Genomic DNA, 13,936 nt, shown 5'->3' with positions numbered 1-13,936 from the left:
CTCCGATGCTAGCCGGCGGCCGGGCCGCCGGTCTTGTGTCAACTGGCTAGCGGCGGCCGGCACCGCGTTGCCGCACGTCGCTATACCGCCGCGGCAAGCCTGGAGGCCTGGAAGATGGCCCGCTTCGCATCGAGCTCGCCCGCTTCGAATGCGCCGCCGATCAAGTGCACGCAGACGCCGAGGCGGTCCAACTGTTCATACAGGCCGCGGCGCGGCAATTGACCGGCACACACGATGACTGTGTCCACCTCGAACAGCCTGGGTTCGCCATGAACCCGGGTGTGCAAGCCTGCGTCATCAATTTTCAGGTATTCCACGCCGTTTACCATCTGCACGCCGCGGCGCGCCAGTGTGAGCCGGTGCGTCCAGCCTGTCGTGCGCCCCAGGGTGCTGCCCACTTTCTCTGCCTTGCGTTGCATCAGGTAGATCGTGCGTTCGGAGGCGGCCACTTGGCGCTGCACGCCTGCCACGCCGCCACGCGGATGGCCTTCGAAGTCGATACCCCATTCGCGGGCGAACACTTGCACGTCGAGCGCAGCGGAAGGGCCGCTGTGGGAGATCATGTCCGCCACGTCGAAGCCGATGCCGCCGGCCCCCATGACCGCCACGCGCTGGCCGACCGGCCGTTTGCCCAGGATGGCGTCGATATAGCTCACCGCCTTGGGATGGTCGATGCCATCGAGTTCCGGCACGCGCGGCACGATGCCGGTGGCGACGATCACTTCATCGAAGCCCAGCGACTCGATGACGTCGGCGCTGGCGGTGGTGTTCAGGCGCAGCTCGACCCCGTGGACTTGTATCATCTTGCGGAAATAGCGCAGCGTTTCATGGAATTCCTCCTTGCCCGGAATGCGCTTGGCCAGGTTGAACTGGCCGCCGATCTCGCCGGATGCTTCGAACAACGTGACGTTGTGGCCGCGCTGCGCGGCGATCGTCGCGAAGGCCAGTCCCGATGGCCCGGCGCCGATCACGGCGAGTCTCTTGGGCGTGCTGGCGGTCGTGTAGTTCAGCTCCGTTTCATAGCAGGCGCGGGGATTGACCAGACAGCTCACTTGCTGCGCGCCGTTGAATGCATGGTCCAGGCAGGCCTGGTTGCAGCCGATACAGGTGTTGATTTCATCTTCCCGGCCCTGTTGTGCCTTGAGGATAATTTCGGGATCGGCCAGCAAGGGACGGGCCATGGAAATCAGGTCGGCATCGCCGCGCGTGAGCACGGACTCGGCCACGTCCGGCATATTGATCCGGTTACTGGCGATCACGGGCACTGACAGCGATTGCCGCAGCTTGCCGGTTACCTGGGTAAATGCCGCGCGCGGCACCATGGTTGCGATGGTGGGCACGGATGCCTCGTGCCAGCAGAAGTGCGTACTGATGATGTTCGCGCCCGCCGCCTCGACTTCCTGGGTCAGCAGCACCACTTCTTCGCGCGCCATGCCGTCTTCCAGCATGTCCATTGCCGGCACGCGGAATATCACAATAAAGTCCGGGCCGACCGCGGCGCGCACGCGCCGCACCACTTCGACCGGAAAGCGCATCCTGTTTTCGAAACTGCCGCCCCAGCGATCGGTGCGCCGGTTGGTTCTCTCCAGCAGGAAGGTCGACAGCAGGTAGCCCGCCGAGCCGATAATTTCGACGCCGTCGTAACCGGATTGTTGCGCCGCCACGGCGCAGCTGGCGAAATCGTCCAATTGCTTGTCGATTCCCGCCAGGTCCAGTTCGCGCGGCAGGTAGGCGCCGATGCGCGATTGGATGGCCGACGGCGCGACACACGATGGCGTGTGGGCCAACGATCCCATGTGCAGGATCTGCATGCAGATTTTTACGTCGGGCGCGGCGGCGTGCACGGCGTCGGTGACGATACGGTGCTGCGAGACTGACATGTCGTGGTGCACCGCCATGCCGCCCTCCGCGTTAGGCGAAATACCGCCTGTAATGATCATGCCGACGCCGCCCCGCGCCCGTTCCGCGTAGTAGGCGGCCATACGGGTGAAACCGTGCTCCGCTTCCTCCAGGCCGGTGTGCATCGATCCCATGATGGCACGATTTTTCAGCCGGGTGAAGCCGAGGTCGAGTGGCGAAAACAGTAAGGGGTAGGAGACTGGCTTTTTCATATAGGTATCGTCCACTGGGCTAAGTTTGTTGTTGCAGGATAGAGCCGGACCCGGCGCCGGTCTTGTGGAAAGTGGCTGCGACGGCGCGCCAGCGCGGGCTGCGGGGCCGCCATGGGGTGGCCGGCGGCGGCCGGGCCGGCCGGCGCCGCGCAGCAAGTTTGCGCAAGACGGGCCGCGCCGGCCGGGTTACCTTCACTCCATCGTGTAACCATCCCTGGGCTGACAACAGGGAGCAACCCACTGGACCTGCGATGGGAACCTTAGACCAACTGTTCTTGAATAACCGGCAATGGTCGGCACGGCGGACGGCCGACGATCCCGGCTTTTTCTCCCGCCTGTCCAAGCAGCAATCGCCCCGCTATTTATGGATCGGTTGCGCGGACAGCCGGGTGCCCGCCAATGAGATCGTCGGGCTGGAGCCGGGCGAGGTGTTTGTGCACCGCAATGTTGCCAATCTTGTCGTGCACACTGATCTCAATTGTCTTTCCGTCATTGAATTCGCCGTCGACGTGCTTGGGGTGGAAGACATCATGGTGGTCGGGCACTACGGCTGCGGCGGCGTGGGGCTGGCGCTCGCCGGCCGCCGTCCCGGCCTGGCCGACAACTGGCTGCGCCATGTCGATGACGTCCGGGACCGCCACGCGCAACAACTGGATGCCATCGATGAATATGCGCTGGCGCATGACCGGCTGTGCGAGCTGAACGTGATCGAGCAGGTGGCCAATGTGTGCCGGACCTCGATTGTCCGGTCCGCCTGGAGCCGGGGCAAGCGGCTCTCGGTGCACGGCTGGATCTACGGCCTGCATGACGGTTTGCTGCGCGATCTGGGCATCGCGGTCAGTTCGGCCGACAGTCTGCGGCGGCGCTACCAGGAGGCGATCCACGCCTCCGGCAGCGACCAGCACGACAAGCAGCGTCCGTCCGCGTGTTGCGTGGCGCACGCGGCTTACTAAAACTATCTCTTCGATTTGCCTTGTCATCAACCTCCTTTTGAAATTGAGAACAACATGCTGCATTTGCCCGGTTTAACCTTTGATCATGGCGAGGACATCGCCGCCCTGCGGGAAGCAATACAACAGTTCGCCGCCGGGGAAATCGCCCCGCGCGCCGCGGAAATCGACCGTTCCGACCAGTTCCCGATGGACCTGTGGCGCAAACTGGGCGCGCTGGGCGTGTTGGGCATCACGGTGCCGGAAGAATATGGCGGCGCCAACATGGGGTATCTGGCGCACATCGTCGCGATGGAAGAAATTTCGCGCGCATCGGCCTCCGTCGGCCTGTCGTATGGCGCGCACTCGAACTTGTGCGTCAACCAGATCAAGCGCAATGGCACGGAAGAGCAAAAGCGCAAGTACTTGCCCAAGCTCGTGTCCGGTGAACACATAGGCGCACTGGCGATGTCCGAGCCCAACGCCGGCTCCGACGTGGTGAGCATGAAGCTGCGGGCCGACTTCAAGGGCGACCGCTGGGTACTGAACGGCACCAAGATGTGGATCACCAACGGCCCCGACGCCGACGTGCTGGTGGTGTATGCGAAAAACGATCTGGCGGCCGGTCCACGCGGCATGACGGCCTTCTTGATCGAAAAGGGCTACAAAGGCTTCTCGATCGCCCAAAAGCTGGACAAGCTGGGCATGCGCGGTTCGCACACGGGCGAACTGGTGTTCGAGGACTGCGAAGTGCCGGCCGAGAACGTGATGGGCGGCGTCGGCAAGGGCGTCAACGTGCTGATGTCCGGCCTCGATTTCGAGCGCACCGTGCTGTCCGGCGGCCCGCTGGGCATCATGCAGGCGTGCATGGATGTGGTCGTGCCTTACATCCACGACCGCAAGCAGTTCGGCCAGCCCATCGGCGAATTCCAGCTCATGCAAGGCAAGCTCGCCGATATGTATTCCACCATGATGGCGTGCAAGGCGTATGCCTATGCCGTGGGCCAGGCCTGCGACCGGGCCCGCAGTGCGGAACAGGTGCGCGCGCTGCGCAAGGATGCCGCCGGCGCCATCCTGTATGCGGCCGAGAAGGCGACCTGGATGGCCGGCGAGACCATCCAGGCATTGGGTGGCAACGGTTACATCAACGAATATGCGCCTGGCCGCCTGTGGCGCGACGCCAAGCTCTATGAGATCGGCGCCGGCACCAGCGAAATCCGCCGCATGCTGATCGGACGCGAATTGTTCTCGGAAACCAATTGACCGGCAGGGGTGCGCAATGACTGTACTGACATCCAAACTGAACTGCCGCGCGGAAGACTTTCGCGGCAATGCCGAGGCAATGGAGCGCCTGGTCGAGAACCTGAAGGACAAGATCGCGGCCATCGCGCTGGGCGGCGGCGCCGATGCCCGCCACAAGCATGTGGCGCGGGGCAAGCTGCTGCCGCGCGACCGCGTGCAGATGCTGCTCGATCCGGGCACGCCGTTTCTCGAACTGTCGCAGCTCGCTGCCTGCGATATGTACGACAACGACGCCCCGTCGGCCGGCATCATCACCGGCATCGGCCGCGTGCACGGCCTGGAATGCATGATCGTGTGCAACGATGCGACGGTCAAGGGGGGCACCTACTATCCGATGACGGTGAAAAAGCACTTGCGCGCGCAGGAAATCGCCGCCGAGAACAATCTGCCCTGCATCTATCTGGTCGATTCGGGCGGCGCCAACTTGCCGAACCAGGATGAGGTATTTCCGGACCGGAATCACTTTGGCCGCATTTTCTATAACCAGGCCAATATGTCCGCCAGGGGCATACCGCAAATCGCCGTCGTGATGGGCTCGTGCACGGCCGGCGGCGCGTATGTCCCCGCCATCAGCGATGAATCGATCATCGTCAAGGAACAGGGCACGATTTTCCTGGGAGGGCCGCCGCTGGTGAAGGCTGCCACCGGCGAGGTGGTGACGGCCGAAGAGCTGGGCGGCGGCGACGTGCACACCCGCCTGTCCGGGGTGGCCGATCATCTGGCGCAGAACGACATGCATGCGCTGTCGATTGCGCGCGTCATCGTCTCCAACCTGAATCGGCGCAAGCCCAAACAACTGGCGCTGCGCGAACCGGTGGCGCCGAAATATGACACGCAGGAATTGTATGGCGTGATCCCGACCGACACGCGCAAGCCATTTGACGTGCGCGAAGTGATCGCCCGCATTGTCGACGGCAGCGAGTTCGACGAATTCAAGGCGCGCTACGGCACCACCCTGGTGTGCGGTTTTGCCCATATCTTCGGCATGCCGGTCGGCATTATCGCCAACAACGGCATCCTGTTCTCCGAGTCGGCCCTGAAAGGCACGCACTTCATCGAACTGTGCTGCCAGCGCAAGATCCCCCTGGTGTTCCTGCAAAACATCAATGGTTTCATGGTGGGACGCAAGTACGAAAACGAAGGTATCGCGCGCAACGGCGCCAAGATGGTGACGGCCGTGGCCACCGCCGCCGTGCCGAAATTCACCGTCATCATCGGCGGCAGCTTCGGCGCCGGAAATTACGGTATGTGCGGGCGCGCCTACTCGCCGCGATTCCTGTGGATGTGGCCCAATGCGCGCATCTCCGTGATGGGCGGCGAACAGGCGGCCGGCGTGCTGGCGACGGTCAAGCGCGACGGCATCGAGGGGCGCGGCGGCAACTGGTCGGCGCAGGAGGAGGAGGCGTTCAAGGCGCCGATCCGGGCCCAGTATGAGCATCAGGGCCATCCGTATTACGCTTCCGCGCGGTTGTGGGACGACGGTGTGATCGACCCGGCCGATACCCGCATGGTGCTGGGACTGGGCTTGAGCGCCACGCTGAACGCGGTGGTCCCGGAGACGAAATTCGGCGTCTTCAGGATGTGATGTTGCCACGCGCCAGTGCATATGAGGAGGACCGGTACCATGAATCTGCTAGATGGAGTGGAACGTGAATTGCACGCGATCGATGCGCGCGGGCTGCGCCGCCAACGCCGCATCGCGGAAACGCCATGCGGACCGCATGTCACGGTGAGCGGCGGCGCGGGCGGGCATGGCGCCGGGAACGGCGGCCTCGACCTGCTGGCCTTCTGCAGCAACGACTATCTGGGCCTGGCCGATCATCCGCGCGTGGTGGCTGCGCTGCTCGAAGGAGCGCAACTGTACGGGGCCGGCAGTGGTGCGTCGGCATTGGTCAGCGGGCACTACCGGTCGCACGCGGCGCTCGAGGAGCGATTGGCCGCGTTCCTGGCGCCCCACCTGTGCGCGCCGCGTGCGCTGACCTTTTGCAGCGGCTACATGGCCAATCTGGCGGTGCTGTCGACGCTGGGCGGCAGCGACGCCGCCATCTTTTCGGAGGCGCTGAACCACGCGTCGCTGATCGACGGCACGCGCCTGGCGCGCGCCCGCGTCCAGGTCTATCCGCACGCCGATACGGACGCGCTGGAAAAACTGCTGGCGGCCAGCACGGCGGAACGCAAGATCGTGGTGACCGACAGTGTCTTCTCGATGGATGGCGACATCGCGCCGCTGCGGCAATTGCTGGCATTGTGCGAACAGCATGGCGTCTGGCTGGTGGTCGACGACGCGCATGGCTTTGGCGTGCTGGGTGCACATGGCCGGGGGGCGCTCGAACATTTCGCGCTGCGCTCGCCCAACCTGGTGTATATGGGAACCTTGTCCAAAGCAGCCGGCGTGGCGGGCGCTTTCGTGGCCGCGCACGAGAGCGTGATCGAATTGCTGCTGCAGCGCGCGCGCACCTACATTTTTACGACCGGCGCACCACCGGCGCTGGCCCACGCGCTGCTGGCCAGCCTTGCCATCATCGAAGGCGAGGAAGGGGCCGCGCGGCGCGCCCAGTTGCAGGCGCTGGTGCGGCAATTGCAGGATGGCTTGCGCCTGCAAGGCTGGCAGCACAAGAGTTCGCAGACCGCCATACAGCCGCTCGTCATCGGCGCAAACCATGACGCGTTGGCCGTGTCGGCGGCACTGTATGAGCACGGACTATGGGTTCCCGCGATCCGTCCGCCGACGGTGCCTGCGGGTACCGCACGGTTGCGCGTGACCTTGTCGGCCGCGCACACCACCGGTGATGTGGCGCGGCTGGTCCAGGCTTTGAACATGCTCAACAACACCGCCGCCGTCACCGGCACCCAACCCACGAGAGGATAGTTCCATGTCGCCGCAAACCGTTACCTTCCATACCATTTCGCGCCTCGCGCCGGGCCGGTCGGATCCATGGCCGCTCGATGACGTCGCCGCGCTGCTGGATTTGCCGTTCACGGAGCTGCTGTTCCGGGCGCAACAGGTGCATCGTGCACACTTCGATCCGCAAGAGGTCGAGCTGGCCACGCTCATGTCGATCAAGACCGGCGGTTGCCCCGAAGACTGCGCCTATTGCCCGCAGGCGGCGCGTTACGACACCGGCGTCGAAGCGCAAAAGATCTTGCCGCTTCATACCGTGCTGGCCGCGGCGCAAGCGGCCAAGGCCAGCGGCGCGACGCGCTTTTGCATGGGCGCGGCCTGGCGCGCACCCAAGGACCGTGATCTCGATCTGGTGGAGACCATGGTGCGCGAAGTGAAGGCGCTGGGCCTGGAGACCTGCGTGACGCTCGGCATGCTGGCCGAGGGCCAGGCGGAACGGCTCAAGCATGCCGGCCTCGATTACTACAACCATAACCTCGATACGGCGCCCGATCACTATAACAACATCATCACCACGCGCGATTACCAGCACCGTCTCGATACGCTCGATCGCGTGCGCAAAGCCGGCATCAAGGTGTGCAGCGGCGGCATCGTCGGCATGGGGGAATCGCGCCGCCAGCGCGCCGCCCTGATCGCCCAGCTGGCCAATATGGATCCCTATCCGGATTCGGTGCCGGTCAATAACCTGGTGCAGGTCGAGGGTACGCCATTGTATGGCGCCGAACCGATCGATCCGCTGGAATTCGTGCGCACCATCGCCGTGGCGCGCATCACGATGCCAAAGGCCCGCGTGCGCTTGTCGGCCGGCCGCCGCGAGATGGGCGAGGCGGTGCAGGCGATGTGCTTTGCCGCCGGCGCCAATTCGATCTTTTACGGCGATAAGCTGCTGACCACGGGCAATCCGGAAGTTGAAGCAGACCGGACGCTGCTGGAAAAGCTGGGCATGCGCACCCGCCACACGGTACAGCACGCGAAGTGCGAGCCTTAAGTTCAATTCAACAAGGAGTCAAATTGTTCACCAAGATTTTGATTGCAAACCGGGGCGAGATCGCGTGCCGTGTCGCCGCCACCGCCCGCCGCATGGGCGTCAAGACTGTCGCGGTCTATTCGGAGGCGGACGCCGGCGCCAGGCATGTCGCCGTCTGTGACGAGGCCGTTCTGATCGGGCCCGCGCCGGCCAAGGAAAGCTATCTGCGGGCCGATAAGATCATCGAAGTCGCGCTGGCGACGGGCGCGCAGGCGATCCATCCCGGCTATGGTTTCCTGTCTGAAAACGCGGACTTCGCCGAGGCGTGTGCCGCCGCCGGGCTGGTCTTCATTGGCCCGCCGGCGTCGGCGATCCGCGCCATGGGGTCGAAGTCGGCCGCCAAGTCCTTGATGGAAGGCGCCGGGGTGCCGCTGGTGCCCGGCTACCACGGTGCGGTCCAGGACGCCGGCTTTCTGCAGGAGCAGGCCGACGCCATCGGCTATCCGGTGCTGTTGAAGGCCAGCGCCGGCGGTGGCGGCAAGGGCATGCGCATTGTCGAGCGCAGCGGCGATTTCAAGGCCGCGCTGGCATCGTGCAAGCGCGAAGCGATCAACAGCTTTGGCGACGACAAGGTGCTGGTCGAAAAATACCTGACCCGCCCGCGTCATATCGAGATCCAGGTGTTTGCCGACACGACGGGCGCATGCGTGTACCTGTTCGAACGCGACTGTTCGGTACAGCGCCGCCATCAGAAAGTGCTGGAAGAGGCGCCGGCGCCGGGCATGACGGAAGAGCGCCGTGGCGCCATGGGTGCGGCGGCGGTGGCCGCCGCCAAGGCGGTCGGCTACGTCGGCGCCGGCACGGTGGAATTCATTGCCAACCAGGATGGTTCGTTCTATTTCATGGAAATGAATACGCGCCTGCAGGTGGAGCATCCGGTAACGGAAATGATCGCCGGGGTTGATCTGGTCGAGTGGCAATTGCGGGTGGCGGGGGGCGAAGCCTTGCCCTGCCGCCAGGAAGCGCTGGCAATCCATGGCCACGCGCTCGAAGCGCGCATTTACGCGGAAAATCCGGAAAAGGGCTTTCTGCCGTCGATCGGCACGCTGCGCCATCTGCACACGCCGGCGGCCGTCAGTTTTGAGCTTGGCCAGCATGATGCAAACGGCGAGCCGGCTGCGGTGCGTATCGATTCCGGCGTGCGTGAAGGCGACGAGATTTCGCCGTTCTACGACCCCATGATCGCCAAGCTGATCGTCTGGGGCCGCGACCGGCACGAAGCGCTGGCACGGATGGCGCAGGCCTTGTCGGAATTCCAGGTGGTCGGCCTTGCCACCAACATCGCCTTCCTGCAGCGCCTGGTCGGCAGCAAGCCGTTCAGCCAGGCCGAGCTCGATACGGGCTTGATCGAACGCCATCATGCCGCCCTGTTTCCGCCCGTTCCGCCGCCGCCCTTGCCGGTGCTGGGGCTGGCCGCTGCCGCGTTGCTGCAGGCCGAGCAGGCAGCGGCGGGCAGCGACGACGATCCCTGGAGCGCCACCGATGGTTGGCGCCTGAATGGCGCGCTGCTGCGCAAGCTGGAATACGCCGATGACACGGGCGCGCACGCCGTCACGGTGGGCTACCTCGAGCACGGCTGGTCGGTGGCGAGCGGCGGATTGACGGCCACGATGGCCCTGATTGAACGCGGCAGCAAGCACATCGCGCTGAAATTGGATGGCGCAACGGCGCGCGGCACAGTCATCCGCGATGGCGACATGTTCCACGTTTTCGCCGATGGCGCCCATTACCCGCTGCGCTACAACGATCCGCTGGCCCATGCCGGCGATGCGGAAACCGAAGGCGGCCGTCTGACGGCGCCGATGCCGGGCAAGATCGTCGCCATCCTGGTCGGCAAGGGAAGTACCGTGGAGCGGGGCGCGCCGCTGTTGATCATGGAGGCGATGAAGATGGAACACACCATCGCCGCGCCCGCCAACGGCACCGTGGAAGAGTTGCTGTACGAAATCGGCGACCAGGTGGGCGAGGGTGCGCAGATGCTCGCCTTCAAAGCGGCTTGAACGGGGAGTACGGCATGGGATTGCCCGACAAGGTCAGCATCGTGGAAGTGGGCCCGCGCGACGGCTTGCAGAACGAGCAACAATTGATACCCGCCGCGCTCAAGATCGCGCTGGTCGAGCGGCTGGTCGAGGCGGGCGTCCGCCATATCGAGGCGGCGTCGTTTGTCTCGCCGCGCTGGGTGCCGCAAATGGCCACTTCGGCCGAAGTCATGGCCGGCATCCGGCGCAAGGCTGGCGTGGTGTACTCGGCGTTGACGCCCAACATGCAGGGCTACCAGGACGCGGTGGCGGCAAACTGTCAGGAGGTGGTGATTTTCGGCTCGGCCTCGGAAGCTTTTTCGCAAAAGAACATCAACTGTTCGATCGCCGAATCCATCGAGCGCTTCCGTGACGTGGCCGAGGCGGCCCGGCGCGACCACATCCGTCTGCGCGGCAGTATCAGTTGCGCCTTCGGTTGTCCGTATCAGGGGGCGGTGACGGCGCAGGACGTTGCCGACGTGGTGCGCCGTCTGGCCGAGCTTGGCTGTGACGACATCGATATCGCAGACACGATAGGTGCCGGCACGCCGCGCCACGTGCAGCAAGTGATGGATGTTGTCGCGCGCGCCTTCCCGATCGCGCACCTGTCCGGCCATTTCCATGACACCTATGGCCAGGCGCTGGCCAATATTTATGCGGCGATGGAGGTAGGCGTCACGGTGTTCCACGCGTCGGTGGCGGGCCTGGGCGGCTGTCCCTACGCCAAAGGCGCCACCGGCAATGTCGCCACCGAGGACGTGCTATACATGATGCAAGGGCTGGGCGTGGAAACAGGAATCGACCTCGGGCAGGTAGTCGATGCGGGCCGCTTCATCTCGCAACATCTGGGGCGCGAGGTGGGGAGCCGCGCAGGAAGGGCCATCGCCGCCAAGCGGATCTAAACGCACGCCAGGAACTAGCCATAAATCGAACAGGAGACTTGAATGATGAATAATAAAAATCCGCCACCGGAGCTGCCAGGCGCAAGCGACGCCGCCATTCCGGCCGATACCGTTGGCCAGTTACTGTCGGCGGCAGCGTCCCGGCATGGCGAGCGCACCGCGTACATCGACCAAGGCCAGGCTTACTCCTTCCGCGACGTCGAAGCGGCCGCGGACGCGTTCGCGGCCCGGCTCACCGGCCTGGGCGTGAAAAAAGGCGAGCGCCTGGCCGTGATCGCATTGAACCAGATCGAATGGGTGGTCGCGTTCTTCGCCGCTGCGCGTGTCGGGGCCGTCATTGTCGGATTGAACGTGCGCTACCGGGAAACCGAGCTTGATCACATGCTGGGGGACAGCAAGGCAAGCGTGATGATTTCTCTGGCCGACTATGGCGGCTTCGATTATCAGGCCTACTTCGCGGGCCGCCGCGACAAATTGCCGCAGCTGCGCCACCATGTGCTGGTCGGCGCCCCGGGGGAAGAGGGGCGCCCGGCGTTCCGCGCCGGCGAGGGCTGCGGGGCGGCATGGTCCGCGGCGTCTCCGGCGCCCGCGTCCGGCGCTGCCGTCGCACCGGACGACATGTTGATGATCATCTATACGTCCGGAACGACCGGCTTGCCCAAGGGGGTAGGGCTGTCGCACCGCTCCGCGCTGCAGGCGTCCCGGGCGCAGGCGCGCCACATCGGCGCCGTGCCGGACGACCTGATTCAGCTGGCCAATCCACTCAACCATGTCGGCGGCATCACCTGTGGCATCCTGACGTTCCTGATCGGCGGCGGATGTTGCGAACTGGTCCCCGTGTTCAAATCCGACACGGTCATCGAGATGATGTCGCGCCATCCGCCGACCGTCATCAGCGGCGTTCCCACCATGTTGACACTGCTGATGATGCATCCTCGCATCGGGACCGTGGACCTGCAACGGGTCCGGCTCATCTTCACCGGTGGCGCCAACGCGGACGAAGCGCTGTTGGGGCGACTCGGCGAGATGGTCCCCAATGCGCGGCTGATGAACCTGTACGGCTTGACGGAATCGTCGGGCGCCATCGTCATGACGCCCTGGGACGCGCAGCAGGAGGAATTGCTGCATTCCATCGGCAAGCCGCTGGAGGGCGCCGAGGTCAGAATCGCGCTGGCCGATGGGCGTCCTGCCCAAGCCGGCGAACCGGGCGAACTTTGGCTGCGCGGCCTGGGCGTGGTCGGCTGCTATCTCGATGCGGGTCGGGACGGCGGCACCTTCGACTGCGATGGCTGGCTGCATACGGGCGATCTGGGCTATGTCGATGGGCGTGGCTATGTCTACTTGCTCGGGCGATCCAAGGACATGTACATCCAGGGGGGATTCAATGTCTACCCAGCGGAGACGGAAGGCGTGATTTGCAACTATCCCGGCGTGGTGCAGGTGGCCGGCATCGGCGTGCCCGACCCGGTGCTGGGCGAAATCGGGCGGTATTACGTGGTGCGAAAACCAGGCGGTACCTGCTCGGAGCAGGACATCATCGATTACTGCAAGCAGCGCCTGGCCGACTACAAGGTGCCGCGGCAGGTCGTGTTCCGGGACGCGTTGCCGCAGACGCCCGCCGGCAAGGTGCAGAAATCCGTCCTGCGCGGGGAGTAGCGCCGATACCACATGGAACCTATCAAGCACTTGCTTGATATAGGCCTTGTATATTATCTATGCCGTACTGGCGAGTGATAAGATATTTCAATCTACCAAGCACTTGCTTAGTAATTGAGCCTGTGTCAATCTGTTTGATAGGCACTGGGAACCTGGCAATTTGCGGCGGGCAAATTGGCCAGGATAAAAAGCGGAGACAAGTCGCGACGGTGGGCAGGGCGCCACGGCGCGATGGCAAGGAGAACGACATGATGCAGGGAGAGCGGCTGAAAAGCGCGCAAACAATGGCAATATCTGCTGAGCAGGCGGAACGGATGATGCTGATCACGTGCGGGCGCGTCGCCTACATCGGCCTGCTGGGGCGCCCGCAAGTGCGGGAGTTCGGGGCGTTGACGGTGTACGTCTCGCTGAGCGCGCCATTCCAGATCCAGGTTGGCGAGCGCCCCTGGGAGAGCGCCGAAATGTATGTGGTGGCGCCCGATACGCCCCATCGCATCACCACCAGCGACCGTCTCATCGGCCTGATCCTGGTGGAAACAGAGACCATCGCGCTTGCCTCCTTGCCCGCGTGGCTGCAGCCCAGTGGCGATGCAAGCCAATGCTTGCCGGGCCTGGCACAGGTGCGCAACGCCTTTCATCGATTGTGCAACAAGCAAGTGCACATCGCCACGATCCAGGAAGATTTCGACGGCTATTTCTTCGGCCAGCAATTCGTGGCCCGCAAGCTCGACGCGCGCATGGCGGTGGTGGTCGATCGCATCAGGCACGATCCCTGCGGATTGATCGGCGCGGAAGAATGCGCAAAACTGGTGGACCTGTCGTTTTCCCGCTTCCTGCACCTGTTCAGGGAGGAGGTCGGCACCACGTTCCGTAGTTTCCGGGCCTGGAAGCGGGCCCGTAGCTTCCTGTGGTACGTCAATACCGCTGCCAGCCTGACGGACGTCGCGCTCGATATCGGCTATCCCGATTCGTCGCACTTCAGCCATACAGTGCGCCGGTACTGGGGCTTGACGCCCAAGGATATCCTGGCTGGCTCGCGCCGCCTGGCCGTCATCCACCATAATTTTGAGCCGGTCGTCGCGGCGTGAG

At 64.3% G+C, this 13,936-nt stretch carries 10 protein-coding genes; 9 read left to right on the top strand and 1 reads right to left on the bottom strand.

Annotated features, from left to right (window positions below):
- Positions 1–80 precede the first annotated feature (80 nt).
- The gene (locus tag AC3WOS_RS00985; RefSeq protein ID WP_492714007.1) at positions 81–2,111 is read right to left on the bottom strand and encodes an oxidoreductase; all 2,031 of its coding nucleotides are present in this window, start codon (positions 2,109–2,111) and stop codon (positions 81–83) included.
- Between the two features lie 251 nt (positions 2,112–2,362).
- Between AC3WOS_RS00985 and can the strand changes: the two genes are divergently transcribed.
- The 9 genes from can (at position 2,363) to AC3WOS_RS00940 (ending at position 13,935) form a co-directional block, all read left to right on the top strand.
- Entirely contained in the window at positions 2,363–3,064 is a 702-nt protein-coding gene (gene can, locus AC3WOS_RS00980) for a carbonate dehydratase (RefSeq protein ID WP_492713943.1), read from the top strand.
- A 54-nt stretch (positions 3,065–3,118) separates the two neighbouring features.
- Positions 3,119–4,303 carry an isovaleryl-CoA dehydrogenase gene (locus AC3WOS_RS00975; protein WP_492713942.1) on the top strand — a complete coding sequence of 395 codons (1,185 nt, stop codon included), beginning with the start codon at positions 3,119–3,121 and terminating at the stop codon, positions 4,301–4,303.
- Between the two features lie 16 nt (positions 4,304–4,319).
- Positions 4,320–5,927 carry a carboxyl transferase domain-containing protein gene (locus tag AC3WOS_RS00970; RefSeq protein WP_492713941.1) on the top strand — a complete coding sequence of 536 codons (1,608 nt, stop codon included), beginning with the start codon at positions 4,320–4,322 and terminating at the stop codon, positions 5,925–5,927.
- Positions 5,928–5,966: 39 nt separating this feature from the next.
- Positions 5,967–7,211: an 8-amino-7-oxononanoate synthase gene (gene bioF / locus AC3WOS_RS00965; protein WP_492713939.1), complete on the top strand. Its 1,245-nt coding sequence runs from the start codon at positions 5,967–5,969 to the stop codon at positions 7,209–7,211.
- A gap of 4 nt (positions 7,212–7,215) precedes the next feature.
- A complete protein-coding gene (gene bioB, locus AC3WOS_RS00960; RefSeq protein WP_492713937.1) occupies positions 7,216–8,232 on the top strand; it encodes a biotin synthase BioB in 1,017 nt (338 codons plus the stop codon).
- A 23-nt stretch (positions 8,233–8,255) separates the two neighbouring features.
- A complete protein-coding gene (locus tag AC3WOS_RS00955; RefSeq protein WP_492713935.1) occupies positions 8,256–10,271 on the top strand; it encodes an acetyl/propionyl/methylcrotonyl-CoA carboxylase subunit alpha in 2,016 nt (671 codons plus the stop codon).
- Positions 10,272–10,285: 14 nt separating this feature from the next.
- Positions 10,286–11,191, top strand: a complete 906-nt coding sequence (locus AC3WOS_RS00950; RefSeq protein ID WP_492713933.1) for a hydroxymethylglutaryl-CoA lyase — start codon at positions 10,286–10,288, stop codon at positions 11,189–11,191.
- A 42-nt stretch (positions 11,192–11,233) separates the two neighbouring features.
- Positions 11,234–12,847 carry a class I adenylate-forming enzyme family protein gene (locus AC3WOS_RS00945; protein ID WP_492713931.1) on the top strand — a complete coding sequence of 538 codons (1,614 nt, stop codon included), beginning with the start codon at positions 11,234–11,236 and terminating at the stop codon, positions 12,845–12,847.
- 248 nt (positions 12,848–13,095) lie between these two features.
- Positions 13,096–13,935, top strand: coding sequence for a helix-turn-helix transcriptional regulator (locus AC3WOS_RS00940; protein WP_492713929.1), 840 nt, complete (start codon positions 13,096–13,098; stop codon positions 13,933–13,935).
- Position 13,936: the final 1 nt, after the last annotated feature.

It is taken from the genome of Rugamonas sp. FW305-51 (assembly GCF_058786935.1).
This window is presented reverse-complemented; position numbering and strand designations above follow the sequence as displayed.